Genomic DNA, 24,513 nt, shown 5'->3' with positions numbered 1-24,513 from the left:
AGCGGGGGTGGGGTCGCGATGACGACGGCGCAACGGCCGACGCTCGAGGCGGTGGCGGCACGGGCCGGGGTGTCCCGGGCCACCGTCTCCCGGGTGGTCAACGGCTCCACCACCGTCGCCCAACCCATCCGGGAGGCCGTCAACCGGGCCGTCGCCGAGCTGGGGTACGTGCCCAACCTGGCCGCCCGCAGCCTGGTCACCCAGCGCACCGACTCCATCGCCCTGGTCATGCCGGAGGCGGCCACCCGGGTCTTCTCCGACGACCAGGTGTTCCCCGGCATCATCCGCGGCGTCAGCCAGGAGTTGGAGGCCGCCGACAAGCAGCTCGTGCTGATGCTGGCCGGCTCCCCCGCCGGGCACCACCGGGTCGAACGGTTCACCACCGGCCGGCACGTCGACGGGGTGCTCTTCGCCTCGCTGCACGGCGCCGACCCGCTGCCCGGGACGCTGGCCCGGCTCGGCATTCCGGTGGTGTGCAGCGGCCGACCGCTCGGCGACGTGCCCGTGCCGTACGTGGACGTCGACCACGTCGGCGGTGTCACCGCCGCCGTACGCCACATGATCGACAACGGTCGCCGGCGGATCGCCACCATCGCCGGTCCACAGGACATGGTCGCCGGCATCGAACGGCTGAGCGGCTACCGGGAGGCGGTCACCGCCGCCGGGCTGCCCGAGCTGGTCGCCGTCGGCGACTTCACCCGGGAATCCGGTGCGGCGGCCATGCGCCGACTGCTCAGCGAGCACCCCGACGTGGACGGTGTGTTCGCCGCCTCCGACCTGATGGCGCACGCGGCCATGCGCGCACTGCGCGAGGCCGGCCGGCGGGTGCCCGAGGACGTGGCGGTGGTGGGCTTCGACGACATCGAAACCGCCGCGTACACCGAGCCGCCCCTGACCACCGTCCGGCAGCCGATCGTGGAGCTCGGCCGACGGATGACCCGGCAGCTGCTCCGGCTGGCCGCCGGCGAGACCATCGAGCAGGCGATCATGCTCCCCACCGAGCTGATCCTGCGCGACTCCGCCTGACCGCTTCGGCGCGCACGGCCATCGCACCGCCAACCCATACCGCCCACCCACATCCCCCGGCGCGCGCAGGCCAACTGTGCGTGACGCTCGTCCACCGCCCGGCTACCCCCTTCCCCGCCTTTGCTCTGCTTCAACGGACGCAACAGAGACGGATCGTCACCGCCGCTGTCGCTGCGGCGACCTCCTCCACCAGAAAACCCGCTGCTCAGCACGCTGTTGCGTGGGTTGAAGCAGAGCAAAGGCTGCGAGGGACGGCCGAGGACGGCTGGCGGTCGTTACACCGAGTGACGTCGGGCGGCTTGGACCCGTACGTGACGGACAGTGCCGCCGCGCGAGCCCTCGTGCCGCACGCCCGCGCGACGGTTAATCCATGGCGTCGCTCGCCGGTCGTCGTTAGCCTCGCCGACATGCCGGATGCTGTCGCGTTGCTGCACGTCCCCGCCCTCTCCAACGTCGCCGAGTACGCCTACGCGGCCACCGTCGCGCCACCCGCCCGCCTGGTCTTCACCGCCGGTGACAAACTTGTCGAGGTCGAAGCCGTAGCCGCCGTACGGACGGGGGCCTGACATGCGGATCCGCGTGGCACGGCCCGACGACGCGCCGGCCGTGGTGGCGCTACGGGCGACGGTGCACCCCTACCTGGTGCGCGGGGTCGAGTCCACCCGCAAGATGATCGCCGACCCGCCTCCCACCCCGGGCTGGACGGCGTTGGTGGCCGAGGCCGACGACCGGGTGGTCGGTTGGGTGTCCGCCGAACCCAACGGCCGAACCTCGACGGCGAACTTCGGTGACATCAACCTGCTGCACGTGCATCCGGAGCACCGGCGACGCGGTATCGGCAACGCGCTGCTGGCGGCAGCGACCGACCACCTTCGCCCGCTGGGAGTCCGCCGGGTGCGCGCCATGGCACAGCCGGACGCGCTGCCGTTCGCCCGCCAGCACGGCTTCGAGCCCAGCCGCGGGATGCGCTACTCCGCGCTCGACCTGGACCCGGTGCCCTCGTTCCCCGACCCACCCCCGGGCGTACGCCTGCGGCCGGTCGCCGAACTGGACCCACACGTGCTCTACGCGGCCGACGTGGTCTCGGCCCTTGACGAGCCGGGCGACGTGCCTGTCGACGCGATCAGCTACCAGATCTGGCAGAACGACGTCTGGGACAACCTCGGGCTGGACCGGACGGCCAGCACCGCCGCCGAGGTCGACGGCGAGGTGGCCGCCTTCAGCCTGGTCAAGCGGGACGGTGACCGGATGTGGTCGGACTACACCGGCAGCGTCCCGGCGTACCGGGGTCGCGGTCTGGCCCGGCTGGCCAAGACGGCGGCGCTGCACCGGGCCGCCGCCGCGGGTGTCCGCGTCGCGTACACCTCGAACGACGAGGCGAACGCGCCGATGCTGGCGATCAACGCCCGCCTGGGCTACCGGCCGGTCGCGGCCGAGTGGTCCTGCCTGGCCGACCTGACCGGGCCTTAGTCGCTGTCGCGATCGAGGTACGGGGTGAGGAACTCGCGGGCGAGGCTGGTCGCCGCGCGCAGGGGAAGCCCACCCTCGATCATCCGGCTCAGGGCGTAGACGATCGACTGGACCAGTTCGGCCATGCGGACCGGGTCCGAGGAGCCGTGGTCGGTGAGTGCGGCGCGCAGCGGGGCTTCCAGGCGGTCGTGCATGAGTTGGCTGGAGCTGGCGAGGATCTCGCTGCTGCCAGCCGACGCCAGCGCGCGAGCCAGCGCGTGATCGCCTCGGGCAACCAGTTGCAAGTTGGAATCCACGTACGCCTGGATCTTCTGCCCGGGCGTGGTGGCGGCGTCCATGCGCTTCTCGACGTACGCCGACCAGCGGGGAAACGTGTCGGTGACCAGGGCGTCGAACATGTCGGCGCGGGACTTGAAGTACGAGTAGACGCTGGATCGGGCGAGACCGGCGTGCTGGGCGACCTCGGCCAGGCCAGGGATCCGCTCGGGGTGTTGCGACAGCAGGGTGCGGGCGGCGTCGAGCAGCGCGGCGCGTTGGGACGCCCGGTGCTCGGCGACGGTCGAGGCCTGGATCTTCGGCACGCCGCCCCCCTTGTTCCGGACGGACGTGACCTGCCTGGTCCTGCGCCCGCACCCTGCCGTGGTCAGTCGCTGGCCGCGAGCTTGCCGTCGACCATCTCGTAAACGGTGTCACAGTACTGCAGCACATCGTGGTCGTGAGTGACCATGACCACCGCGACCGACCGCTGCCGGGCCTCGCGGGCCAGCAACTGCACGATCTCGTGGCTGCGTGCCCGGTCCAGCGCCGCCGTCGGTTCGTCGACCAACAGCACGCTGGGCTCGGTGACCAGTGCCCGGGCGATCCCGACACGTTGGCGTTCGCCGCCCGACATCTGGTGCGGACGCCGGTCGGCCTTGTCGGCCATGCCGACGTCCGCGAGCAGCTCCAGCGGGTCACGGCCGGACCGCTCCGACCGCGGCCCCAGCCGCAGGGGCAGCCGCAACTGGTCGGCGGCGGTCAGCGCGGGCAGCAGGTTGCCCGACTGGAACACGAACCCCACATGCTGGCGGCGCAGCTCCGTCCGCGTGCGACGGCTCGACACGGTCATGTCCTGACCGGCCACGGTGACGGTCCCCTGGTCGGGCCGGGCCAGGCCGCCGGCGACGGCGAGCAGACTGGACTTGCCCGCACCGGACGGACCGACGACCGCGGCGAGCTCACCGGGTCGCACCGTCAGGTTGACGTCGTCGAGCGCCTGCACGGTCTCGGCGGCGTTGCCGTGCCGCAGGAACACCGCGCGCATCACCAACCCGAGCCGCTCGGGCGCGTCGTCGGCAGGTGTGGTCGAAGCGGTCGGAGCGGGACGGCTACTCATCGGTTTCCTCCCAGAGCGGTGGCCGGGTCGACAGAGGTGATGCGGATGACCGCCGCGCCGGCTCCGAGCAGGCCGAGAACGACGAGGCCGACCCCGGCGGCGGAGATGCTCGGCATGCTCAACGCGAACGGGATGCCGCTGCCGGTGATGAGGGCACCGAGCGCGAGCCCGACCCCCACACCGACGGCGACAGCGGCCGCCAACAGCACGAACGCCTGCGTCAGCGCGTCCCGCAGCACCCAGCCGGTCGAGGCGCCCAGCGCCCGCAGGACGGCCACCTCGGGCTTGCGCTGGATCGCCCACACCGCGAAGAACGCTCCGGCCACCAGCGCCGAGATCGCGTACAGGAATCCCTGAATCAGCTGGAGGGTCGTCGTCTCGGCGGTGTATCCCGGCGAGGCGCCGTAGGACTCCTTCAGGGTCAGGCTCTCGGTGCCCGCCGCGGTGTCACCCGCGGCCAGGTCGACGGACTTCCCGTCGTCCGCGCGGACCGCCACCGCCGTGATCTCCGTCGCGGCACCCTGCGGCAGCTCCGTGCCGGGGGCGGTGCCGGACTTGATGGCCTGCCACGCCGCCAGCGGCACGTACGCCACGTCCACGTGCCCGAAGGTGTCCTGCTGCTCGGTGACGCCGACGACCCGCAACCGCGTGCCGAGCCGATCGATGGTGACGATGTCGCCCATCTGCAGCCCCGCGTCCAGCGCGGTGGGGCTCACCACGATGCCGTCCGCCGTTCCCAACCGCTCACCCTGACTGACCGAGGGCGACAGGAACGAGTCGGGCTTGACGCCGAACAGCGCCAGGTCGACCTCCGTTCCCCGATCGGTACGCGTGTTCACCAGCGTGTTGCCGAAGGGTGTCGCGTCCGCGACGCCCGGCTGGGCAGCCCACTCGTCCACCGCCGACAGGTCCACGACGCTGCGGGAGAACGCGGAGTCGCGCTGGACGTCCTGCTGGAAGGCGAATGACGTGACCGGCAGGTTCTGCAGCCCGGACACACCATCGCGGACCAACCCGACCGACAGCCCCGACAGCATCACCATCAACACGGCGATCAGCGCGATCACGGCGCCCATCAGAGCGAACCGCATCCGGGCAAAGTTCAGCTCACGAATCGCGAGGAACATCAGCGCCCGCCCTCGTGGATTGTCGACATCATGTCGGCATGTTATCAACACGCTGTCGACAAAGACGACGCCCCCGCTGTCACCCCCACCACACCAGAGCCTGCGGAAACAGCTGGCCGCAGACGCCCGACAGGCCGGTAGTGACCAGGCGGCACCACCGCCCGACGCCGTGATCAGGCGGCGTCGAGGACGTGGCGGGCCACGGCGTGGGTGTCCGTCCCGAACAGCACCAGGCGGGCCTCCTCGACCAGGATGATCTCCACGTCAGTTCTCCTCGACGGGCCGGCCGGTAGGCGGCGCGGACAGCGGGCCGTCGATCGGCTGGCCGAGCGAACGGCGGGTCAGCAGGGCGGCACCGGCCACCGCCGCCGGCATGACCAGCACGGCTCCCAGCGGGATCAGGAAGCAGAGGAAGACCGCCACCCCGAAGCCCAGCGCGGTGGGGCGGTCGGCCTTGAGGATCGCCCGGCGCTGCGGCAGCCGCATGCCCCGCCGGTAGAACGGCGCGCCGACCAGCTCGACGGCGAGGAACCAGCCGCCCACCGCCGCCCCGATCACCGGCACCACGGTCTGCCCCACCACCGGGATGAAACCAGCCAGGAAGAGCGGGATGCCGATCAGCGCGGCGAGCGCGACCAGGCGTACCGAGTCGGCGAGGCTGCGGCGCAGCGACGGCCAGAACGGCACCTCCACCTCGTTGGGCGTGCCGCCGTACCGCTGCTCCACCCGCTCGGAGATCTTCTCGTAGAACGGGTCGCCGATGACCAGGGTGACCGCCGTGAAGGTGAGCACCCCGACCAGCCCACCGAGGCCGAGGATGGCCAGCCCGGCGACCACCCGTGCCAGGCCGCGTGCGGTGCCCGACCAGTCGTCGGCGAACGGGGTGACCAGCGCGGCGAGGTTGTCCACGAAGTACACCAGGGTGGCGAACGCGCCGAGGAACAGCACGCCGGAGATCAGCGCCGGCACGACACCGAGCAGCATCAGACCGGGGCTGCGGACGTAGAGACCCAGCCCTCGCAGGAGCAGCCCCGCCCCGCCGAGGAAGCGTCCGACGACCCCGGTCACCGGGCTGGTGATTCTGCTGACGTCCACGATCGAGCAGCCTAACGAGCGGTCGTCGAATCCGCCGGGCGACCGCTAGCAGCGACACCCGCCGTACACATCAACCGCTTGACGGATGCATGCGATCAACCGGGGGCGTCGTGATCATCGCCGCCTGGTCGATCCGCTGCCGGCCCACCCCGACAACCCTTGAGGGGTACGAAGCCAGCGGCGGAAGGGCGGCGCGATGCCGGTCATCGAGGTGACCAGACTGCACAAGCGGTACGGCGATCTGGTGGCGGTGGACGACGTGTCGTTCACCGTGGAGGCCGGCGAGATCTTCGGCGTCCTCGGCCCGAACGGTGCCGGCAAGACCACCACCGTGGAGTGTGTCGCCGGGCTGCGCGTCCCCGACGGGGGCGGGGTGTCGGTCCTCGGACTCGACCCCCGCCGGGACGCGGCCCAGCTTCGGCAGCGGGTCGGGGTGCAGCTTCAGGAGAGCCAACTGCCGGACCGACTCCGGGTGGCTGAGGCCCTGGAGCTGTACGCCTCGTTCTACCGCGACCCGGCCGATCCGGCCGCGTTGATCGAGAAGCTGGGCCTCGGCGACAAGCGGAACACCGCGTACAAGAAACTCTCCGGCGGTCAGAAGCAGCGACTGTCCATCGCGCTGGCGCTGGTCGGCAACCCGGAGATCGCCATCCTCGACGAGCTGACCACGGGGCTGGACCCGCAGGCCCGACGGGACACCTGGGGCCTCATCGAGCAGGTCCGCGACAGTGGGGTGACGATCGTGCTGGTCACCCACTTCATGGAGGAGGCCGAGCGGCTCTGCGACCGGGTCGCGGTGATCGACAGGGGAAGGGTCGCGGCCCTGGACAGCCCCGCGGGCCTGGTGTCGAGTGTCGCTCCGGAGCAGCACGTCCGGTTCCGGCCGTCCGCCCCGATCGACGACCGGCTCCTCACCGACCTGCCAGAGGTTTCCGAGGTGCGGCGCACCGGCAGCCAGGTGGTGGTGACCGGCACCGGTGAGCTGCTGCACGCGGTCACCTCGGTGCTCGCCCGCAACCAGATCGTCGCCGCCGACCTGCGGCTGGAGCAGTCCACCCTCGACGACGCCTTCGTCGAGCTGACCGGGCACCGGCCCGCAGACTGAGAGGGAACCAGGATGCACGCCTTCCGCCAGATCCTGAGGATCGAGGCGCGGCTCTACCTGCGGGACCTGCCGACGCTGCTCACCACCGTCGGGCTGCCCACCCTGATCCTGGTGGTGATCGGCCTGATCCCCTCGCTCCGTGAGCCGGATCCGAACTTCGACGGGCAGACCTTCGTCGGCTACTTCGCTCCGTCGCTGCTGGTGGTCACGCTCGCCATGGTCGGGGTGAACGTCCTGCCCTCCGTCCTGGCCACCTACCGGGAACGCGGCGTGCTGCGCCGGCTGGCGACCACCCCGGCGAACCCGGCAGCCCTGCTCGCCGCTCAACTGGCGCTGGCCCTGACCGGCATCCTGGCCAGCGCGGTGCTGCTCATGCTGGTCGCCCGGCTGGCGTTCGGGGTGCCGCTCCCCCGGCACCCGCTCGGCTTCACCGTGGCCTTCGTGCTCGGCACGGCGGCGCTGCTGGCACTCGGTCTTCTGGTCGCCGCCGTGGCCCGGACGACGAGAGCGGCACAGGCCCTGGCCGTGCCACTGTTCCTGATCACCATGTTCTTCGGCGGGGTCTACCTTCCCCGGTTCCTGCTCCCGGACTTCGTGGCGCGGATCGGCGACTACACGCCACCGGGTGTGCAGGCGCTACTCGACGCCTGGACGGGCACTCCACCGCAGCCGTTGCACCTGGGGATAATGGCGGTGATCGCGGTGGCCGCCGGCACCGGCGCGGCGAAACTGTTCCGCTGGGAGTGAGCGGGGATTCGATGACCAGCAGCGGTGGGCACGACCGCCTGACCCACTGGCGAAAGCACGAGGCGAGCCTCTATCGGGTGTTTCCCTACGGTGGGCTGGCTCTGGGCACCCTGCTGGCCCTCGTCGCACCGGCACCCCGCAGTCTCGGGGTGATGCCCACCCTCGCCGTCACCGTGGCGGCCGGATGCTGGGTCGCCTGGTTCATCACCCTGCACCCCGGCTGGCAGAGCCGACTCAGGCCGATGGCGGTCTACTACGTCGGGCTGCTCACCTTCGCCGCCGCACTGGTGGCCGTCAGCCCGTGGTACGGCTTCTTCGCCTGGATCGGTTACATCCACGCCTTTCCGGTGCTGCCCAGGCGTTGGCGGATCGCCGGGGTGGTCGCCACGGCCGCCCTCATCGCCACTTCCCACGCCGGCGGTCTGACAGTGGCGATGTCGCACTGGCTGCTCTGGCTGCTGCTGGTGCTCTTCAACCTGGTGGTGGCCGGCTCGGTGAGCTGGTTCGCGATGGTCGCCGAACAGGAGGACGCCAAACGCCAGCGGTTGGTGGCCGAACTCGGCGAGGCCAACAGCCAACTCACCGAGACGGCCAGGGAGAACGCTGGACTGCACGCCCAACTGCTCACCCAGGCACGGGAGGCAGGTGTGCTGGACGAACGCCAACGGATGGCGCGGGAGATCCACGACACCCTGGCCCAGGGGTTGGCCGGCATCATCACTCAACTGGAGGCGGCCGAGCAGACCCGCGACCGGTCCGCCGACTGGCGCCGGCACGTCGACAACGCGCTCGCGCTGGCCCGGGAGAGCCTCACCGAGGCCCGCCGCTCGGTGCGGGCGGTCCGCCCCGAGTCGCTGGAGACAGCCCGGCTGCCGGACGCCCTCGTCGCGCTGGGCGGGCGCTGGTCGGCCCTGCACGGGGTACGCGCCGAGGTCGCCACCACCGGTACGCCCCGTCCGCTGCACCCGGAGATCGAGGTGACCCTGCTACGGGCCGCCCAGGAGGCGCTGGCCAACGTGGCCCGGCACGCCGCCGCCTCACGGGTCGGGCTGACCCTGTCGTACATGGCGGACGTGGTGACCCTGGACGTGCGCGACGACGGGACCGGCTTCGAGGTCACCGACCAGCCGGCGCCCCGGATGCCGACTGGCGGCTACGGGCTGGCCGCCATGCGGCAGCGGGTGACCCGGGTCGGTGGCGAGTTGGCCGTCGAGTCGGAGCCGGGCGGCGGCACCGCCATCTCGGCGTCCATCCCCGCGCTACCCGGAGGTGCCGGGTGACCACCCCGATACGACTGCTGATCGTCGACGACCATCCGGTGGTGCGGGACGGGCTGCGCGGCATGTTCACCGGCGACCCCGGTTTCGAGGTGGTGGGCGAGGCCGCCGACGGGGCCGAGGCGTTGGCCCTGGTCGCGACGCTCCGGCCGGACGTGGTGCTGATGGACCTGCGGATGCCCGGGATGGACGGGGTGACCGCCATCGGCCGGTTGGCCCGCTCCGGCAGCGCCGCCCGGGTGCTGGTGCTCACCACCTACGACACGGACGCGGACGTGCTGCCGGCGATCGAGGCCGGTGCCACCGGCTACCTGCTCAAGGACACGCCCCGTGAGGACCTGGTCCGCGCCGTCCGGTCCGCCGCGCGGGGCGAGTCGGTGCTCGCGCCGAGCGTCGCCGGCCGGCTGATGGGTCGGCTGCGCGCGCCCGTCGAAGAGCCGCTCAGCCAGCGTGAGCTGGAGGTGCTCACCCTGGTGGCCCGCGGCGCCTCCAACCGGGAGGCCGCCGCCCGGCTGTTCATCAGCGAGGCCACCGTCAAGACGCACCTGCTGCACCTGTACGCCAAGCTCGGCGTCAACGACCGCGCCGCCGCGGTGGCCACCGCGTACGACAGGGGGTTGCTGACCCCCGGCGGACGCTGAGCGGGGCCGGGCAGGATGGGCGGGTGCGCGCGTCCCGACTGATCTCGCTGTTGTTGCTGCTACAGGCGCGTGGGTCGATGACCGCGGGCGAGCTGGCGCGGGAGTTGGAGGTCTCCGAGCGGACCGTCTACCGGGACGTGTTGGCCCTCTCCGCCGCTGGCGTGCCGGTCTACGCCGATCGGGGTCGGGCCGGTGGCTACCGCCTGCTCGGCGGCTACCGGACCCGGCTGACCGGGCTGAACCGGGACGAGGCGGAGGCACTCTTCCTCGCCGGCCTGCCCGGACCGGCCGGCGACATGGGGCTCGCCGACGCGGTGGCCGCCGCCGAGCTGAAGGTGCTCGCCGCGCTGCCGCCGGCCCTGCGGGACGCCCCGGCCCGGGCCGGGCAGCGGTTCCACCTGGACGTGCCGGGCTGGTTCCGGGAGACCGGCCCGCCGCCGTGGTTGGCCGAGCTGGCCCGGGCGGTCTGGGCAGACCGTGTGGTGGAGGTGCGCTACCGACGCGGCGACCGGGAGGTGACCCGCCGGGTCCAGCCGTACGGGCTGATCCTCAAGAGTGGCGTCTGGTATCTGGTCGGCCGGGTCGGCGACGACACGCGCACCTACCGGGTCGACCGGGTCACCGGCGTCGAGGTGGGCGAGGAGCAGTTCGAGCGCGACGAGGGCTTCGACCTGGCCGGGCACTGGCGCGAGCAGGCCGGATCGTTCCTGCGGACCATGCTGCGGGCCGAGGTCACCGTCCGGCTCAGCCCCGCCGGCCTGCGCCAGCTCCGGCACCTGGTCGATGCCCCCTTCGTGTACGACGAGGTGGTGGCCGCCGCCGGCGCACCCGACGGGCAGGGCTGGGTGCTGGCCCGGTTGCCCGTCGAGTCCGTCGGGGTGGCGTACCATCAACTGTTGGGGCTCGGCCCCGAGGTGGAAGTCCTCGACCCACCCGAGCTGCGGGAGCTGTTCGCCGAGGCGGCCGGACGCCTCGGTGCGCTCTACCGGTAGCCGGTGACGTCCGCCGGCTTGCCCGCGTCGACCACCTCCACGATGTACCGGAAGCCCTCCGGTTGGCTGCCGTCGACGTCGGTGAACCCGTACACCTTGGAGAGCGTGCCGGCGTCGACGGACCTGCCGTTCCAGCGGGCCCTGCCCTCGTCGGCGGCGAGCGCGGCCACCGCGCGGCCGACGAAGGCCGGGGTCTCCGAGATGAGGAAGTTCGGGTCGGTGGCCGCCCCGTCGCGCCAGGTCGCCTCGGTCACGCCGAAGTGCTCCAGCATCGCCTCGGAGCGGATCCAGCCGGGGGTGAGCGCGACCGCTGTGCAGCCGTGCGGCTTCAGCTCGTGCGCCTGGCTGAAGGCGAGCCGGTTGACCGAGACCTTTGCCAGGTCGTAGAAGACCGAGAGTCGGTAGTTGTCGTCGTTGTACGCCTTGGTGCCATCACCCATCTCCACCACCAGCCCGCCGGGCTTGCGGATCAGCAGCGGCAGGGCGAAGTGGCTGGTGATGATGTGCGTGTCGATGGCCAGCCGCAGGGTACGGAAGCCGGCGTCCAGCGGCTGCTCCCAGACCGGCTTCTCCCAGGTGACCAGCGGGTCGCCGCCCCAGATGTCGTTGACCAGCACGTCGAGTTGGCCCTGCTCGGCGTCGATCCGGGCGACCAGGTCGCGGACCTGCTCGGGGACCAGGTGGTCGACCTGCACGGCGATGCCCGTGCCGCCGGCAGCGGTGACCAGCTCGGCGGTCTCCTCGATGGTCTCCGGCCGGTCCATCTCCGAGCGGCCGGCCCGGGTGCTGCGGCCGGTGGCGTACACGGTGGCTCCGGCCGCGCCGAGTTGGACGGCGATCTGCCGCCCGGCACCCCGGGTGGCGCCGGCGACGAGCGCGATCTTTCCGATTAGCGGTTGTGTCATGCCAACGACGTTGTCAGCAATACCTGACAACCGCCGTCCGAATTGCCGCGCCTGATGACATGACCGGGCGGCGTTACTCGTTCAGGAAGCCGGACACGCGCTCCCGCAGGTCGGCGCGGTCCGACCAGAGCACGCCCGGCCGGTCGTACACGTGCAGGGTGGCCTGGGGCAGCGCGGCGGCGAGCTGCTCGGCGACCTCGACCGGGTGCAGGTCGTCGCCCGCGCAGCCGATCACCAGCGCCGGCGCGGTGACGGCCGCCAGAGCGGCGGTGTCGCGCAGCGGCGCCTGCTCGGGCAGCGTGGCCAGGCCGTCGGACAGACCGTCGCGGAGCAGTTGGTCGAGTCGCTGCCGCAGGTACGCCCAGCCGGCCGGGGTGTTGCGGACCGCTGGGGGCAGCTCCAGCGAGACGACGTCGGCGACCGCCGACGCGTCCCCGCTCTCCACCGCCTCCAGCAGGGCGGTGAGGCGTTCCCGGGCGACCGGGCCGCGCGGCTGGTCGAGCACCGCGGGCAGGAAGAAGACCAGCTTCTCGAAGCGCTCCGGGCTCTCGGCCAGCAGCCGGCAGAGCGCGCCGGCACCGAGGCTCGCCCCGAACGCCCGGCTGGCGCTGCCCAGATCCGCGATGGCGCGCAGGTCCCGGGCGAGGTCCAGGTAGTTCCACGGGCCGGCCGGCGCTTCGGAGCGGCCGTGCCCACGGAACTGGAAGAAAACCTTGCGGCCGGTCACCCCGCTGCCGAACGGCCGGGTGGTGGCGATGCCGTTGCCCAGCCCGTGCGCGAACACGGTGACCGGATCACCGGTGCCGGTGACCAGTCGTTCCAGCCGGACGCCGTGCGGGGTGGCGACCAGCTCGGTCTCCGGCTCCGGCAACGCCGGTCGGCCGGTACGCGGCCCGCCCGGGCCGGGCCCCCAGGTGCGGGGACCACCGTCGGGCGGTGGCGGCCAACGGAAACCTCTCACCAGAACCCTTTGCCGTCACTGAGGTCGCGCAGACCGACCCGGACGTCGAGCAGGTAGATGAGCGCGGCGGCGATGCCGATCAGTCCGAAGAGGCTGATCGGGCCGAAGCCGAGCAGCGTCAACACGAGGCAGACCGCCAGGATGGCGATCCAGCCACCCTTGGGCAGCGTCCCGATGGCGGAGAAGCCGTCGGAGCGCTGCGTGACGGCGTGCACCAGCGCGACACCCTGGATGATCAGCGCGAAGACGAGCAGGATCAGCTCGATCACGTAACGGACTTCGAACGCGAAGAGCGGCGCGGCGTTTGCCATGCCGGCAAGCTTATGTCGAGGACCCCGGCTACGTCCGACAAGGACGCCGCCGGGGTCGTCGACACCACGAACTACTCGGCGGCCGGGCGGGTCCGCTTGGTGGCCCGGGGAAGCTTCGCCGACGGGGTCTCGGCCGGCTTGACGGCCTTCGCCCGAGTGGTCTTCTTGGCCACGGTCGGCTTGGCCACGGTCTTCTTGGCGACGGCCGGCTTGGCGTTGGCGATCTCGGCCACCTCGGCCGGGGTCGGCACCTCGGCCGGGGCCTTCACCTCGGCCGGGGTGGCGACAGCAGCCGGGGTGGTGGCCGCGGGCACGCCCTCGGTGGCCTCGATATCGGCGTTGACCGTCTCGGCGGCCTCCAGCACGCCGGCGCCGACGACCCGCTCACCCCGGGCGACGAGCGCGCCGTACGCGGCGAACGCCCGCTCCTGTGCGGCCTGGGCGCTGGCGACGACCACGGCGGCGTTGCGGGTCGCGGCGGCACGCAACTTGTCGAGGTCGGCGACCTCGCGCAGCTTGACCAGGTCGGCGGACTCGCGGAGCTTGGCCAGATCCAGCTCGGCCTGCGCGCGACCCCGCAGGGTCTCCGCGGTCTCGTTGGCGGTACGCAGCGTCTCGGTGGCCCTCTGGCGCAGCTCGAAGCCGGTCAGCACGGCCCGGCCGCCCAGGTCGGCGACGACCCGGGTGCCGAGGACACCGACCACGGCCGGCAGCTTGCGCAGGTGCTCCAGGGCCAGCTCACCGGCGCCTGCGGCGGCGTAGATCGGGGCGGGGATGCGGTTGGTCTTCGGCTCGGTCATGACGTCTCCTCCTCGGCCGTCTCGGCGGCCTTCTTCTCGGGGGTGTTGGTGCGGGTCGGGGCGGGGGCGGTGCCCGCCTCGGTGACGGCGACCGATTCGAGCACGGCCTCGGTCGGGGTGCCGCCTGCGGTGGTGGGGCCGGTGGCGGCCAGGTTGGCCACGTCGGCCGGCTGGTCGGCGACGTCGGTCGGGGTGGTCGCTCGGGCCGCGTCGGCGGTGGCCTCCGCGCGGGCGCCCTCGGCGGCGGCCTGGGCCTCGGCCAGCCGGGCGTTCTCCCGGCGGAAGGTCTCGTAGATCTGGCTGAGTGACTGCTTCTGGGCCATCGTCAGGTCGGGGTCCACCGCGATGGAGGCGAGCACCCCGTGGCCCTCCTTGTCGTCGAGCAGCCCGGCCCGCAGGTACATGGCCGGGGTGGAGACCCGCAGCGCGTTGGCCAGTTGCTGGAGCACCTCGGCGCTGGGCTTGCGGAGGCCGCGCTCGATCTGACTCAGGTATGGGTTGCTGACCCCCGCCTGCTCGGCGAGCTGCCTTAGCGAAATCTTGGCGTTGCGCCGCAGATCACGAATGAACCCGCCGACGTCGGGGAGGTCCTTTGGTGTGGCCATGGCCCTGACGCTAATCCGCCCTGCTAACTCCTGCAAGCAAAACGCTAACCAGAGTTAGCAACGTCTCAACATCCCGTTTGCGTGCCACTCGCACGTTCCGTACGGTCCGTCCCGTGGACAAGATCACAATCAACGGAGCAGCCATCGCCTACGACGAGGCCGGCACCGGCTCCCCCGTCGTACTCCTGCACGCCGGTATCGCCGACCGCCGGATGTGGCGGGGCGTGCTGCCCGCGCTCGCCGCCCACCACCGGGTGATCGTCCCCGACCTGCGCGGGTACGGAGACTCGGAGCTGCCGACGACGCCGTTCGCGCACCACGACGACGTGGCCGGCCTGCTCGACGCGCTCGACCTGCCCCGGGCAGCCCTGGTCGGCTGCTCCTTCGGCGGGTCGGTCGCCATCGACACCGCGCTGGCGTACCCGGACCGGGTGAGCGCGCTCGCGCTCTTCGGCACGGCGGTGTCCGGCAACGAGTGGTCCGAGGAGGCCAACGACCTCTGGGACGACCTCGTCGGCGAGGTCGACCCCGACGACTTCGCCGCCGGAGCGGCCGGCGAGGTGCGGTTCTGGGTGGTCGGCCCGACCCGCCAGCCGACCGACGTCGACCCCGACCTGATCACGTTCGCGCAGGAGATGGATCAGCGCGCGCTCGCCGCCGAGTTGGCGCTCGGCGCGGTGGAGGTGGGCGAGCTGGCGCCACCCGCGATCGGCCGCCTCGGCGAACTGCGGGTGCCCGTCCTGGTCACCGCAGGAGCGGCCGACGTGCCGGACATCCGCCGGCTCGCCGACCGGATCGCCGCCGAGGCGCCCGACGCGGTACGGCTGCCCGACGTGCCGGACGCCGCGCACCTGCTGCCCCTGGAGCGCCCCGAGCCGGTCAGCGCCGCCCTGCTCGACTTCCTGAGCTGACCGGCCCGGCCGGCCAGGAGCGGCTCGACCTGCTGACCGGCCCGAATCCGAGCCCACGGGGCGGGTGCTCATCCGCGAGCCACCGTCCCCGACAGCCCGGACCCGCCGCTCACCAGAGCGGACGGATCGCGCCGACCGGGACGCCGCCGCCGAAGAGCGGCACCTCGGCGTACTCGGCCAGCACGGGGGCGTCCACGCCGAGCCGGCGCAGCGCGGAGACCAGCACCGGCATCCGGGCCCGGTCGGCTCCGTCGTCGATCTTCAGGGCCACCGCGCCGACGCCCGGCACCCCCACCGCGATCACGCCCTCGGCGCCGACCTTGGCGAGCAGACCGGGGACGCCGCGCATCAACCGGGTGTCGTCGGCCTGGGTGCCGCCGACGATCTCCGGATGGGCACGCATCGCGTCGGCAACCGCGCGCGGCACCGAGCCGGGCTCGGCGTCGACCAGCCGGAGGTACGCGCCGGCCAGGCCGGTCAGCGACACCGCGAGCACCGGGGCGCCGCAGCCGTCCACCCCCACCGCCGCCGCCGGCTCGTCGGTGAACTCCTCGATGGCTGCCCGCAGGCGCTGCTGCAACGGGTGCTCCGGCCGCCAGTAGCCGTCCAGCGGCCACTCGGCGGCCTGGCAGGTCAGCATCATCCCGCTGTGCTTGCCCGAGCAGTTCATCTGCACCCGGGTCGGGCCGCCCCCGGCGCGCAGGACCGCCTCCCGGGCCGCGGCGCCGACCGGCAGATCGGGCGGGCAGTGCAGGGCCGAGGAGTCCAGCCCGGCCCGGTCCAGCAGGGCGTCGACCCGGGCCAGGTGGAAGGCCTCACCCGCGTGACTGGCGGAGACCAACGCCAGGTCGGCCGGGTCGGTCAGCGACAGGCCGGCACGGACCATCCCGATCGCCTGCATCGGCTTGCTGGCCGAACGGGGAAAGATCGGTGCGGTCACATCTCCGGCGGCGGCCACCGGCACCCCGGCGGCGTTCAGCACCACCACCGAGCCGCGGTGTACGCCCTCCACGAACCCGGACCGGACCACCTCGGCGAGCGGCACGCCGCCCTCGTACGTCTTCGTCACGGCTGGACGGTACCGACGGTCCGGGGTCGCCCGGCGGCGGGGTGACCAGGAGGTCCTCCGCCCGGGTGACAGGGGCCCAGGGCGGAGCCGCCCTTACACCAGCCGGGGCGTGGCGGGCCCTACAACCCGAGCAGCGCGCGGGCCTCGACGGTGGTCAGCGGCGGACGCTGGGCGAGCTGGGCGAAGGCGACCGCGCGGGCCACCAGTTGCATGTTGGACTCCACCGGGCGGCCCTTGGCGTACGTCACCGTGTCCTCCATGCCGACCCGCAGGTGCCCACCGGCCGACAGCGAGGCCAGCAGCACCGGGATCGTGCTGCGGCCGATGCCGGTGGCCGCGAACGTGGTGCCCTCGGGCAGGTCCCGCAGCATCCGGTGCGCCGCGACAAGCGTCTCGGTGGTGCCCGGCATGCCGCCCGGCACGCCCATCACGAAGTCGACGTGCACGTGCCCACCGGCCGGCAGCCCGTACTTGCCGAGCAGCCGCTGCAACGCGGCCAGGTGGCCGAGGTCGAAGATCTCGTACTCCGGCACGATCCCGCGTTCCTGCATGCGGGTGTGCAGGTCGACGATGAACTCCCAGCGGTTGAGGAAGACGTCGTCGCCGAAGTTGACCGTGCCCATGGTGCAGGAGGCCATGTCCGGGCGGGCGTCGAGCACGGCGAGCCGGGAGGCCTCCGGGTCGGTCACCGCGCCACCGGACGAGAGCTGCACGATCAGGTCGGTGCTCTCCCGCAGCGCCGCCACCGTGTCGGCCAGGCGCACCGGGTCGAGGGTCGGCCGCGCCGCGTCGTCGCGGATGTGGACGTGGATCACGGCAGCGCCGAGCGCCTCGCACTCCTTGGCGGTGAGCAGCAGCTCGTCCAGCGTCACCGGCAGCGCCGGCACCTCCGCCTTGGCCGACTCCGCGCCGGTCGGAGCCACCGTGATCAACGTCCCTGTCGTCATGCCGGCGATCCTAGACGGCCCGCTCAGGACGGGTCGATCGCCGCAGCGGTCTCGTTGATCAGCAAGGCGGCGTCGTCCGGAACGTTGCGCTTCAGCACGGCGAGCGCGACCTGACCCAACTCGTGGTGCAGCACGGCGGAGCCCACGAAACCCACCGCCCGGCCGTCGAGGGTCACCGGCGTACCGGCGGTCGGTGGCTGGTCGGTGGTCACCCCGTCCAGGTGCAGCAGCACCAGGCGGCGCGGTGGCCGGCCCATGTTGTGCACGCGGGCCACCGTCTCCTGGCCGCGATAGCAGCCCTTGTCCAGGTGCACCGCCGGGCCGATGAGGTCCACCTCGGCCGGGATGGTCCGGTGGTCGGTGTCCACCCCGACCCGAGGCTGCCGGGCGGCAACCCGGATCGCCTCGTACGCCCAGAGGCCGGCGACCGGCACGCCCGCGCCGCGCAGCTCCGCCACCACCTGCTCCATCGCCGACCGGGGCACCAGCAGGTCCACCCCGAGCAGGCCGCGCCGGGCCCAGCCGCCCGTCGGCAGCGGTCGGACGTCGTACCGCACGCCAGCCCGGGGCGGCACGGCGCCGGCGGCGAACTTCGGGCCGGGAACGGGAATCAGATCCGGGGCGGCCAGCCCGGTCACCCCGAGCGTGGCCAGGGCCTCCGGCGCCGCCGGCCCGACCAGCGACAGCAACGCCCGTTCGGCGGTGGCGTCCCGGGGCTCGACCTTGCTGAAGAACCGCATCTTCTCCAGATAGGTGAGCAGGCCCTCGGTCGCCCCTGGTTCGGTGTCCAGCCAGGTGGTCTCGCCGTCCTCGGCGACCAGCGCGTGCTGCTCGATGTGACCGTGCGGGGAGAGCACCAGCAACTCGGTGCCCTCTCCGGCGGCCAGCGTCGCCAGGTGCTGCGAGGTGATCGTGTGCAGCCAACTGGCCCGTTCCTCGCCGGGCACCGCGATGATCCCCCGGTGCGACCGGTCGACCAGGCCGACCTCGGTGTCGAGGACACGCTGCTCACGAAGCGGGTCGCCGTAGTGCGCGGCCACCCCCCGCACCCCGGCCGCCGCGTGCGCCGGCTCCGGCTGGTCGCGGCTGGCCTCGTCGATGCTCTCGACGGCCACTGCGCCCGCGATGTCGATCATGTCTGGTCCCCGTTCTCGCAGCGACCGCAGACGCCGAAGAGTGACACGTGCCCGATGTCCACCCGGAAACCCCGCTGCGCGGCCAACTGGTCGGCCAGCGGGCGGAGCAGCTCAGGTTCGATCTCGTCGATCGCGCCGCACTCACGGCAGACCAGGTGGACGTGTTGGTGCTCACCTGCGGCGTGATAGGTCGGCGAACCGTGCGAGAGGTGGGTGTGTGTCACCAGGCCGAGCCGTTCCAGCAGCTCCAGCGTGCGATAGATGGTGGTGATGTTGACGCCGGCGGCGACCTCCCGGACCGCGGTGTGCACCTGCTCCGGCGTGGCATGGCCCAGATCGAGCACCGCCTGGAGGACAAGCTGCCGCTGGGCCGTCAGCCGCAGCCCACGGGCCCGGAGCATTTCCGCGAGGGAAGATTCGGACACCGTCCGATCATAGTTCGGTTGTCACGGCTGTCTCCGCCGCGCGGCGGACCACCGCTACGCTCCACGGTCATGGCGATGTCGTCCGACGGGGAGATCGTGGCCGATCCGGCCGCCCGGATCGCCGTGCTCGGGCGCGGCCTGGTCCCGGCCACCGAGCCCGTCCTGCGCGGCGACGACCTCGGCGTCCTGCGCGGCGACGGGCTCTTCGAGACCATGCACCTGCGTCAGGGCCGGCCGTGGCTGCGCGACGAGCACCTGGCCCGGCTGGCCGCGTCGGCCGCCACCATCGAGCTGACCCTGCCCCCCACCGCCGAGCTGGTCGACCTGCTCGACGAGGTACGCGCGGGCTGGCCAACGCAGGTGGAGGGGGCACTCCGGCTGGTCTGCACCCGAGGCCCGGCCGGCGGCCCGCCGACGATCTACGCCACGCTCGACGAGGTGCCGACGTCGTCCCGGACGGCCCGACGGGAGGGGATCAGTGTCGCCACCCTGCCACTCGGGATGCCCGCCGACGCCCGCAACGGGCTGAGCTGGCTGCCGGCCGGGATCAAATCCACGTCGTACGCGGCCAACAGCGCCGCCCGCCGCTGGGCCGTCCGTGCCGGCGTGGACGACGTGCTCTGGATCTCCTCCGACGGCTACGCGCTGGAGGGCCCGACCGCCAACGTCGTGTGGCTCGCCGACGACACGCTCTGCACGGTGCCGGCCGCCACCACCGGCATCCTGCCCGGCACGACCATGGCCTGGCTGCTCGCCCACGCCGCCGAGCTGGGCCTGAGCGCCGCCGAGCGGATGGTCACCACGGCCGAGCTGCACGCGGCGGACGGCGTCTGGCTCACCTCATCGGTACGCGGGGCCGCCGAGGTCCACACGCTGGACGGGGTGCGTCGGGCTCCCTGCCCACGCACCCCCGCCCTACACGCCCTGCTGGGTTTCCCCGTCTAGTCAGCCGCCGACCCGGATGAGCCGGGCGGAGAGGTGCGGGCTGAGCGGCTGCCCCACCGCGGCCAACTCCTGGGCGTAGAGCAGCGCGCCCTCGACGATGCCGAAGAGGCGGTGCCCCCCGGTGACCTCCTTGGCGGTCGGCGACCGGACGACCGCGTCGGTGGCGAACTCGACCTGGGTGCCGGTGCGCTTGCCCAGGTGCAGCTCCATCACGCCGGTAGGGGTCGTGATCAGGGCCTCCAGCTCGTCGGTGGCTCGGCCGTCCACCATCACCGGCCGCCACCAGCCGACCTCACGCCCGGCCGGGCGGACCGGCCTGCTCTGCTCGTCGAGGATCCAGGCGCGGGACTCGTAGTGCAGGAACGGCCGGCCGTCGTGGCTGATCCGGATTTCCTGGGCGTAGTCGAAGTCCTCGATGGTGGGGTAGCCGCCCTTGCCCCGGCCACGCCAGAGGCCGATGTAGGGCAGCAGGCCGTCCAGCGCGGGGTGCAGCTTCGGCCCGACCCGTAGGTCGTGGCTCTCCTCGTACGGGTATTCCTCGACCGGCGGCGCGTTCAGCCACGGTGGCTGCAGCGGGTTCTCGTCGCTCACACTGCCACCTTCGCTCGCGACTGCGGGGCTCGCAAACCCGGCTCACTCCTCGCGCTCACCGTGCCACCTTCGCTCGCGACTGCGGGGCTCGCAAACCCGGCTCACTCCTCGCGCTCACCAGCGTCCTCTCGATATGCGTACGGCAAGGTACACGAGGCCACCGGCGAGCCCGCCCAGGCCGGCGACCAGCAGGCTGACGAACCCGATCTCGGTAACCATCCAACCCATCCTATGCTGTGCGTCATGGCCCGCTCTCTCGTCGTCAAGGCCACCGCGGGGGCGGACGCCCCGGAGCGGTGCGCGCAGGCGTTCACGGTCGCCGCCACGGCGGTCGCGGCCGGTGTGGACGTCTCGCTCTGGCTCACCGGGGAATCGACCTGGTTCGTGCTGCCCGGCCGCGCCCAGGAGTTCGAGCTGCCGCACTCCGCGCCGCTGGCCGAGCTGCTGCACGTCATCCTGACCAGTGGCCGGGTGACCGCCTGCACCCAGTGCGCGGCCCGCCGGGGGATCGGCCCGGACGACGTCCTTCCCGGTGTCCGGATCGCGGGCGCCGCGGCCTTCGTCGAAGAGGCCATGGCAGAGGGCGCGCAGGCACTGGTCTACTGACCACCAGCGCGCCACGGCGGGACAGGCCGGCGGAGTACGGATACCGGCCCGGCACCCCGGTCAGCTGCCTACGATTCGGAGGTGACCGAGGCGACGGAGAGGTTCTTCGAATCACTGCCGGCGCGTGCCCCTGCCATCCTGTGTGGCCTGGCCGACGGTGCCCTCCAGATCGATCTCAGCACCGGCCAGCAGACCGAGCAGTGGATGGTCCGGATGCAACCGGGCACGGTCCGGATCAGCCGCGAGCGGGGCCCGGCCGACGCCATCTGGTCCTGCGACGCGGCCCTGTTCGACCGGTTGATCACCGGGGAGGCCCAGGGAATCGCCGCGGTGCTGCGCAACGAGAGCACGTTCAGCGGCAACGTGGTGCTCTTCCTGGCCTTCCGCCGCTTCTTCCCGGACCCGCCGGGCACCCGCGACCCGCGTGAGGTGGCCCGAAAGGCAGCCGGGCGGCCGGCGTGAAGGATCTCGTCAGCATCCTGGACGGCAACACCTTCCTGGTCTGCGACCGGGCGGGCGACATCGAGCCGTCGTTCGACTTCCCCACCGGGCTGTTCTCCTTCGACACGCGCTTCCTGTCCAGCTGGGTGCTGACCCTGGACGGCCAGCGGCTGCACACCCTCTCGATGGACGACAGCGAGTCGTACCGGACGAAGTTCTTCCTGGCCCCCGGGCAACCCACGCACTACCTGGACGCCAAGGCGTCGGTGATCCGCAGCCGGTCGATCGGGGGCAGCTTCGAGGAGGAGCTGACCGTGCTGAACCACTCCGGCGATGAGCTCGAGTGCACCGTCCGGCTGGAGATGAGCAGTGACTTCGCCGACCTGTTCGAGATCAAGCACGCTCGGCAGAAGCAGGGCCACACGACGGTCTCGGTGACCGACAACGAGCTGCGGTTGACCTACCGGCGGGAGGCGTTCCACCGAGAGACACTCGTCAGCTCCAGCATGCCGGCGGAGGTCGACACCGCCGGGATGTCCTTCCGGATCCGAATCGGCCGCAAGGGCGAGTGGACCACCCGGCTACGCGTGTCCACCGTCGTCTACGGGGCGCGGGGCGAGGACATCCGGGCCACCCTGCCGTTCGGCGGCAGCCGCAGCGCGGACGCCATCCGCGCCGAGCAGCAGGAGCTGATCGACCGGGCACCGAAGCTCGGCTGCGACTGCGAGCCGCTGGCCGGGGCGTACCGGCGCAGCCTCAACGACCTGGCCGCCCTGCGCTACGAGTCGATCGCCCTGGGCGTACGGCTGATCGCCGCCGGGCTGCCCTGGTTCATGACCCTGTTCGGCCGGGACAGCATCTTCACCTCGTTGCAGGTGGTGCCGTTCCTGCCGGAGCTGATCCCACCGACCATCCTGATGCTGGCCGGCCTGCAGGGGCACCGGGTGGACGACTTTCGGGACGAGGAGCCCGGCAAGATCCTGCACGAGCTGCGGTACGGCGAAACCGCCGGCTTCGAGGAGCAACCGCACTCGCCGTACTACGGGTCGGCCGACTCGACTCCGCTGTTCGTGATCCTCATCGACGAGTACGAGCGCTGGACCGGCGACGCCGCGCTGGTCCGTCGGTTGGAGCCGCACGTGCGAGCGGCACTGGAGTGGATCGACACGTACGGCGACCTGCTCGGCACCGGCTATCTCTGGTACCAGACCCGCAACCCGGAGTCCGGCCTGCAGAACCAGTGCTGGAAGGACTCCTGGGACGCCATCTCGTACGCCGACGGCCAACTGCCCGGCTTTCCCCTGGCCACCTGCGAGTTGCAGGGCTACGCGTACGACGCGAAGATCCGGGCCGCCCGGTTGGCCCGGACGTTCTGGAACGACCCGGCGTACGCCGACCGGTTGGAGCAGGAGGCCGCCGCGCTGAAGCAGCGGTTCAACCACGATTTCTGGATCACCGAGCGGGGGTACTACGCGCTCGCGCTGGACGCCGACGGCCGGCAGGTCGACGCGCTGACGTCGAACATCGGGCACCTGCTGTGGAGCGGCATCGTGGACGAGTCCCGGGCCGGCAAGGTGGTCGAGCACCTGCTCGGGCCGCAGCTCTTCTCCGGCTGGGGGGTGCGGACCCTCGCCGAGGACCAGGGCCGGTACAACCCGATCGGCTACCACGTGGGCACCGTCTGGCCGTTCGACAACTCGATCATCGCCTGGGGCCTGTGGCGGTACGGCTACCGCAAGGAGGCCGGGCTGATCTGCGACGCGATGCTCGCGGCGTCCCGCTACTTCGGAGGGCGGCTTCCGGAGGCGTTCGCCGGCTACGCCCGCGATCTCACCGACTATCCGGTGGAGTATCCGACCGCGTGCAGCCCGCAGGCGTGGTCGACGGGCACGCCGCTGCTGTTGCTGCGGGTGATGCTGGGGCTGGAGCCACAGGGCGAGCATCTGATCATCGATCCGGCCGTGCCGCCGGGCATGGGCCGGATCGAGCTGCTGGACATTCCCGGCCGTTGGGGGCGGGTCGACGCGCTGGGCCGCAGCCGCGACCCGGATGAGGCGACGGACGGCTGACCGGGGCGTCTCGCCCTAGTCCGGGCAGCCGACGGTGGCGGCCAGGCGTACGACGTCCGGGCCGAGTTCGGCCAGCACTGTGACATCGCCGACGCGGTACGCGTACACCGGCGGGTTGTCCAGCAGTGGGGCGCCGCCGGCCAGCGGCGCGAGCGCGGCGGCCGGCGCGGGCGGGTCTAGCTCGGCGGACCGCGCGGTGCGGGCCAGCGCGCCACCCGGGCAGGGTGCGGTGACCAGCTCCGGCGCGGCATCGGCCGGCCGGTCGAGTGCCGTCAGCGCGGCGGTCAGGGCCGCGGCCTCCGGGCCGGCGGCGGTCGCGGGCGTCGGGGTGTAGCCGGAGCCCACCGGCCGGCAGCCGGTCTCGACGGTCAACCGGACCCGGCCGTCCCCGGTCGACCGGCCCCCGACGGCGACGAACTCGCCGGCGTCGGCGCGCAGCTCCGGGCCGTCCAGGCCGGGGCCGACCCCGGCTCGCCAGTTGGCCGGCAGCCGATCGGCGATCCCGGTCAGCACGGCCCGCTCGGTGCCGGCGGGCGCGAGCACACCGACCTCACGTCGCAGGGCGGCACCATCGGAGAGCGGGGTGACCCGACAGCCCGAGCGGATCCGGGCGGGACCAAGTTCGAGCAGCCCGGCCGGACCGGCCGCGCGGGCCAGTTCGCCGACCGCCCGGTCGACGATCGGACCGGCCTGGTCGAGGGTGCGCTGCTCGCGCACGGTCGGTGGGTCGTCGCGGACCGACGTCCAGGCGAGCCCGGCCAGCAGGACGGCCCACAGCACGGACGCGACCAGCAGCCAGTGCCGCCGACGCCGGGCGGGTGCCGGCGCGGCGGGACCGCTCGACGGGGCCCAACCCGTCTGGACAGCACCGCTCACCCGGTCATGGTGTCACGAGCGGTCCGCCGGCCCGGAGGCAGCGGTCGGTCGGCCACGGGG

General features: G+C 72.5%; 29 protein-coding genes. 13 read left to right on the top strand and 16 right to left on the bottom strand.

Features of this window, described 5'->3' with window-relative positions:
* Positions 1-18: 18 nt before the first annotated feature.
* The 3 genes from ABZ780_RS19210 to ABZ780_RS19200 all read left to right on the top strand — a co-directional run bounded on the left by ABZ780_RS19210 (position 19) and on the right by ABZ780_RS19200 (position 2,496).
* Positions 19-1,026: a LacI family DNA-binding transcriptional regulator gene (locus tag ABZ780_RS19210; protein ID WP_357010344.1), complete on the top strand. Its 1,008-nt coding sequence runs from the start codon at positions 19-21 to the stop codon at positions 1,024-1,026.
* Between the two features lie 407 nt (positions 1,027-1,433).
* Complete coding sequence (locus ABZ780_RS19205) at positions 1,434-1,592, top strand: hypothetical protein (RefSeq protein WP_357486839.1); 159 nt, start codon at positions 1,434-1,436, stop codon at positions 1,590-1,592.
* Position 1,593: 1 nt separating this feature from the next.
* Complete coding sequence (locus tag ABZ780_RS19200) at positions 1,594-2,496, top strand: GNAT family N-acetyltransferase (RefSeq protein ID WP_357486837.1); 903 nt, start codon at positions 1,594-1,596, stop codon at positions 2,494-2,496.
* On the opposite strand, the gene ABZ780_RS19195 is transcribed toward ABZ780_RS19200, so the two are convergent.
* From ABZ780_RS19195 to ABZ780_RS19180, 4 genes are all read right to left on the bottom strand, one after another.
* On the bottom strand, positions 2,493-3,077 hold the full coding sequence (locus ABZ780_RS19195) for a TetR/AcrR family transcriptional regulator (RefSeq protein ID WP_357486835.1): 585 nt from the start codon (positions 3,075-3,077) through the stop codon (positions 2,493-2,495). The two genes, ABZ780_RS19200 and ABZ780_RS19195, sit on opposite strands and share 4 nt — an antisense overlap.
* A gap of 62 nt (positions 3,078-3,139) precedes the next feature.
* Positions 3,140-3,871: an ABC transporter ATP-binding protein gene (locus ABZ780_RS19190; RefSeq protein ID WP_357010334.1), complete on the bottom strand. Its 732-nt coding sequence runs from the start codon at positions 3,869-3,871 to the stop codon at positions 3,140-3,142.
* On the bottom strand, positions 3,868-4,998 hold the full coding sequence (locus ABZ780_RS19185) for an ABC transporter permease (RefSeq protein ID WP_357486833.1): 1,131 nt from the start codon (positions 4,996-4,998) through the stop codon (positions 3,868-3,870). The genes ABZ780_RS19190 and ABZ780_RS19185 overlap by 4 nt, the downstream gene beginning before the upstream one ends.
* A gap of 264 nt (positions 4,999-5,262) precedes the next feature.
* Positions 5,263-6,093, bottom strand: a complete 831-nt coding sequence (locus tag ABZ780_RS19180; protein WP_357486831.1) for an EI24 domain-containing protein — start codon at positions 6,091-6,093, stop codon at positions 5,263-5,265.
* Between the two features lie 196 nt (positions 6,094-6,289).
* Between ABZ780_RS19180 and ABZ780_RS19175 the strand changes: the two genes are divergently transcribed.
* Genes ABZ780_RS19175 through ABZ780_RS19155 form a run of 5 tightly spaced genes read left to right on the top strand, consistent with a single transcriptional unit; the run spans position 6,290 to position 10,855 of the window.
* On the top strand, positions 6,290-7,198 hold the full coding sequence (locus ABZ780_RS19175) for an ABC transporter ATP-binding protein (protein WP_357010327.1): 909 nt from the start codon (positions 6,290-6,292) through the stop codon (positions 7,196-7,198).
* Between the two features lie 12 nt (positions 7,199-7,210).
* A complete protein-coding gene (locus tag ABZ780_RS19170; protein WP_357010324.1) occupies positions 7,211-7,945 on the top strand; it encodes an ABC transporter permease in 735 nt (244 codons plus the stop codon).
* A gap of 11 nt (positions 7,946-7,956) precedes the next feature.
* The gene (locus ABZ780_RS19165; RefSeq protein WP_357486829.1) at positions 7,957-9,225 is read left to right on the top strand and encodes a sensor histidine kinase; all 1,269 of its coding nucleotides are present in this window, start codon (positions 7,957-7,959) and stop codon (positions 9,223-9,225) included.
* Positions 9,222-9,863, top strand: a complete 642-nt coding sequence (locus ABZ780_RS19160) for a response regulator transcription factor (RefSeq protein ID WP_357486828.1) — start codon at positions 9,222-9,224, stop codon at positions 9,861-9,863. Before ABZ780_RS19165 ends, ABZ780_RS19160 begins: the two co-directional genes overlap by 4 nt.
* Before the next feature lie 23 nt (positions 9,864-9,886).
* Positions 9,887-10,855: a YafY family protein gene (locus ABZ780_RS19155; RefSeq protein ID WP_357486826.1), complete on the top strand. Its 969-nt coding sequence runs from the start codon at positions 9,887-9,889 to the stop codon at positions 10,853-10,855.
* Here the strand turns inward: ABZ780_RS19155 and ABZ780_RS19150 are convergent.
* The 5 genes from ABZ780_RS19150 to ABZ780_RS19130 all read right to left on the bottom strand — a co-directional run bounded on the left by ABZ780_RS19150 (position 10,846) and on the right by ABZ780_RS19130 (position 14,437).
* Positions 10,846-11,760 carry an SDR family oxidoreductase gene (locus ABZ780_RS19150; RefSeq protein ID WP_357486824.1) on the bottom strand — a complete coding sequence of 305 codons (915 nt, stop codon included), beginning with the start codon at positions 11,758-11,760 and terminating at the stop codon, positions 10,846-10,848. The two genes, ABZ780_RS19155 and ABZ780_RS19150, sit on opposite strands and share 10 nt — an antisense overlap.
* A gap of 73 nt (positions 11,761-11,833) precedes the next feature.
* Positions 11,834-12,721 (bottom strand): alpha/beta hydrolase, encoded by an 888-nt coding sequence (locus tag ABZ780_RS19145; RefSeq protein WP_357486822.1) that lies wholly within the window; start codon positions 12,719-12,721, stop codon positions 11,834-11,836.
* The gene (locus ABZ780_RS19140) at positions 12,718-13,032 is read right to left on the bottom strand and encodes a DUF2516 family protein (RefSeq protein ID WP_357010307.1); all 315 of its coding nucleotides are present in this window, start codon (positions 13,030-13,032) and stop codon (positions 12,718-12,720) included. The genes ABZ780_RS19145 and ABZ780_RS19140 overlap by 4 nt, the downstream gene beginning before the upstream one ends.
* A gap of 71 nt (positions 13,033-13,103) precedes the next feature.
* Positions 13,104-13,832 (bottom strand): hypothetical protein, encoded by a 729-nt coding sequence (locus ABZ780_RS19135; RefSeq protein ID WP_357486820.1) that lies wholly within the window; start codon positions 13,830-13,832, stop codon positions 13,104-13,106.
* Positions 13,829-14,437 carry a helix-turn-helix transcriptional regulator gene (locus tag ABZ780_RS19130; RefSeq protein WP_357010302.1) on the bottom strand — a complete coding sequence of 203 codons (609 nt, stop codon included), beginning with the start codon at positions 14,435-14,437 and terminating at the stop codon, positions 13,829-13,831. The genes ABZ780_RS19135 and ABZ780_RS19130 overlap by 4 nt, the downstream gene beginning before the upstream one ends.
* A 113-nt stretch (positions 14,438-14,550) precedes the next feature.
* Between ABZ780_RS19130 and ABZ780_RS19125 the strand changes: the two genes are divergently transcribed.
* The gene (locus ABZ780_RS19125) at positions 14,551-15,348 is read left to right on the top strand and encodes an alpha/beta hydrolase (protein ID WP_357010300.1); all 798 of its coding nucleotides are present in this window, start codon (positions 14,551-14,553) and stop codon (positions 15,346-15,348) included.
* 109 nt (positions 15,349-15,457) lie between these two features.
* Here ABZ780_RS19125 and ABZ780_RS19120 read toward each other — a convergent pair whose 3' ends face one another.
* From ABZ780_RS19120 to ABZ780_RS19105, 4 genes are all read right to left on the bottom strand, one after another.
* Positions 15,458-16,417, bottom strand: a complete 960-nt coding sequence (locus ABZ780_RS19120) for an asparaginase (RefSeq protein WP_357486818.1) — start codon at positions 16,415-16,417, stop codon at positions 15,458-15,460.
* Between the two features lie 119 nt (positions 16,418-16,536).
* Positions 16,537-17,364, bottom strand: coding sequence for a 3-keto-5-aminohexanoate cleavage protein (locus ABZ780_RS19115; protein ID WP_357010294.1), 828 nt, complete (start codon positions 17,362-17,364; stop codon positions 16,537-16,539).
* A 23-nt stretch (positions 17,365-17,387) separates the two neighbouring features.
* Positions 17,388-18,500: a folate-binding protein gene (locus ABZ780_RS19110; RefSeq protein WP_357486816.1), complete on the bottom strand. Its 1,113-nt coding sequence runs from the start codon at positions 18,498-18,500 to the stop codon at positions 17,388-17,390.
* Positions 18,497-18,925 carry a Fur family transcriptional regulator gene (locus ABZ780_RS19105; RefSeq protein WP_357010288.1) on the bottom strand — a complete coding sequence of 143 codons (429 nt, stop codon included), beginning with the start codon at positions 18,923-18,925 and terminating at the stop codon, positions 18,497-18,499. Before ABZ780_RS19105 ends, ABZ780_RS19110 begins: the two co-directional genes overlap by 4 nt.
* A gap of 69 nt (positions 18,926-18,994) precedes the next feature.
* On the opposite strand from ABZ780_RS19105, the gene ABZ780_RS19100 reads away from it, so the two are divergent.
* Positions 18,995-19,870: an aminotransferase class IV gene (locus ABZ780_RS19100; protein WP_357486815.1), complete on the top strand. Its 876-nt coding sequence runs from the start codon at positions 18,995-18,997 to the stop codon at positions 19,868-19,870.
* On the opposite strand, the gene ABZ780_RS19095 is transcribed toward ABZ780_RS19100, so the two are convergent.
* On the bottom strand, positions 19,871-20,461 hold the full coding sequence (locus ABZ780_RS19095) for an FABP family protein (RefSeq protein WP_357010283.1): 591 nt from the start codon (positions 20,459-20,461) through the stop codon (positions 19,871-19,873).
* Between the two features lie 114 nt (positions 20,462-20,575).
* Positions 20,576-20,680 (bottom strand): small membrane protein MtfM, encoded by a 105-nt coding sequence (gene mtfM, locus ABZ780_RS19090; RefSeq protein WP_030327764.1) that lies wholly within the window; start codon positions 20,678-20,680, stop codon positions 20,576-20,578.
* A 12-nt stretch (positions 20,681-20,692) separates the two neighbouring features.
* Here mtfM and ABZ780_RS19085 point away from each other — a divergent pair, with 12 nt between their 5' ends.
* From ABZ780_RS19085 to ABZ780_RS19075, 3 genes are all read left to right on the top strand, one after another.
* Entirely contained in the window at positions 20,693-21,067 is a 375-nt protein-coding gene (locus ABZ780_RS19085) for a DsrE family protein (RefSeq protein WP_357010280.1), read from the top strand.
* Positions 21,068-21,148: 81 nt separating this feature from the next.
* Positions 21,149-21,529 carry an SCP2 sterol-binding domain-containing protein gene (locus ABZ780_RS19080; RefSeq protein WP_357486813.1) on the top strand — a complete coding sequence of 127 codons (381 nt, stop codon included), beginning with the start codon at positions 21,149-21,151 and terminating at the stop codon, positions 21,527-21,529.
* On the top strand, positions 21,526-23,577 hold the full coding sequence (locus ABZ780_RS19075) for a glycogen debranching N-terminal domain-containing protein (RefSeq protein WP_357010274.1): 2,052 nt from the start codon (positions 21,526-21,528) through the stop codon (positions 23,575-23,577). The genes ABZ780_RS19080 and ABZ780_RS19075 overlap by 4 nt, the downstream gene beginning before the upstream one ends.
* 15 nt (positions 23,578-23,592) lie before the next feature.
* On the opposite strand, the gene ABZ780_RS19070 is transcribed toward ABZ780_RS19075, so the two are convergent.
* Complete coding sequence (locus ABZ780_RS19070) at positions 23,593-24,453, bottom strand: hypothetical protein (protein WP_357486812.1); 861 nt, start codon at positions 24,451-24,453, stop codon at positions 23,593-23,595.
* Positions 24,454-24,513: the final 60 nt, after the last annotated feature.

The organism is Micromonospora sp. NPDC047467, assembly GCF_040643095.1.
GTDB lineage: Bacteria > Actinomycetota > Actinomycetes > Mycobacteriales > Micromonosporaceae > Micromonospora.
Note: the sequence above shows the minus strand (reverse complement) of the source record. Positions and strands in the feature narration are given on the sequence as shown.